The organism is Petrotoga sp. 8T1HF07.NaAc.6.1, from assembly GCF_016772115.1.
Taxonomy (GTDB): Bacteria; Thermotogota; Thermotogae; order Petrotogales; family Petrotogaceae; genus Petrotoga; species Petrotoga mobilis.
In genome coordinates, this window is the sequence record NZ_AUPG01000037.1 from 1 (window position 1) to 1,538 (window position 1,538).

The 1,538-nt window shown below is 34.5% G+C and carries 2 protein-coding genes; both read left to right on the forward strand.

From position 1 onward, the window contains the following. The first annotated feature begins 80 nt into the window (after positions 1-80). A complete protein-coding gene (locus NAAC61_RS10465) occupies positions 81-464 on the forward strand; it encodes a helix-turn-helix domain-containing protein (RefSeq protein WP_202695998.1) in 384 nt (127 codons plus the stop codon). A 13-nt stretch (positions 465-477) separates the two neighbouring features. After that, positions 478-1,491 carry an IS3 family transposase gene (locus NAAC61_RS10470; protein WP_169925140.1) on the forward strand — a complete coding sequence of 338 codons (1,014 nt, stop codon included), beginning with the start codon at positions 478-480 and terminating at the stop codon, positions 1,489-1,491. The last annotated feature ends 47 nt before the right edge of the window (positions 1,492-1,538 follow it).

Genomic DNA, 1,538 nt, shown 5'->3' on the forward strand with positions numbered 1-1,538 from the left:
ACAGTTAGCCCACAGCACATTTTCTTATTTGAGGGGCGTGGTAGTATAATAATTATATATTCTTAAAAGAGGTGATTTTTGTGAAGTCTTACCCCTCAGAGTTAAAAGCTAACGTTGTTAAAGAGCATGTCGATAAAGGTGTTTCTTGTTCTCAACTTAGTAAAACTTACAACATCCCTACCAGAAATATCCAAAAGTGGGTGAAGAAGTTTAGAGATTCTGGTGAGAATTATTCTTGCTTTTTCAACGGCCCTTTTAACAAAAATTCCATCGTTTCTCGTGGCTCTAAGATTCCTCCTGTGGTTTACGAGAATTCCGGTATCGATTTGGATGAGATTTCTCGACTTTGTATGGAATACCCCGATCTCGCTCAGACTCTTCAAGCTTTGAAGGATTTGGTGATCGAAAAGGATATTGAGATCAGAGTTCTTAGAGAACAAGTTGAGTTTGTAAAAAAAATTTGAATCAGAGAAAATGATGGAAAATAGACATGTTGATTTTAAATCTACACCCATTTTGGATATTCAATATGTCAATAGGTTACATCGAGAGTACGGCGTTTCTCTTTCTTATCTTTTTGAAGAGTTCAACGTGAACCCTAGAACTTATTATTACAAGACGAGGCTCTTCTTGGATACCAGTTCTTTGTCAAAGAAAAAGCATTCTAATTCTAAAACTCGAGGTTTTTGCTATACTGTGAATGGCGATAAGGTTCCTGATGAGTTTGTAATCGCTGAACTGATAAAAATTAAGGAACATCTCAATATGTATGTCTCAAAGCATTATTTGAAAACTCTTGGTTCTACTAAGCTGTGTGCGTATTTCAAGAAAGAGTATGGTATAATTATCAATCATAAAAAGATGAGACGTTTGAAACACGAAATCGGTTTGGTTGGAAAATATACAAACCATTCACCACATCCAAGAAGAGGTCCTCAAAAACATGTTGCAACAGCTCCTAACCAATTTTGGGAAATGGATATCAAATACTTTAAAACTAAAGATGGTTATGTACAGGTGTTCAGCATAATTGATACTTTTGATAGACAGATTGTTGGTTCTTACATCGGTCCATCATGTAAATCAAAGGATATAATTAAAACTATCTTTGAAGCTCTTAGGTACAGAGGAATATCAGGAAAAAACTTGATTATTAGATCAGATAACGGTACTCAATTCACTTCTTTGTTAACAGAAAATTTTATGAGAAATGTTGGTATACTCCATGAGTTTGGTTATCCACATAATCCAGATTGTCAAGCCTTTATCGAATCTTTTCATTCAAGTGTCCAAAGAGAGTTTGTGCCTTTGAATACCTTTACTAATATTAGCGATTTCACTACGAAATACAAAGTGTATTTGGATTTTTACCTTAATATTAGACCTCATGGCTCTTTGAACTACTTGACACCAAATGAGTTCCATGTTTTATACAAAGAAAATAGAATTGAAATTAAGGAAATCAAAGAAAAACTTACCATTTTTGAGTAAAATCGAGTTACGCCTCTCTAATCTCTAATATTTGGGGCTCCGTCCGC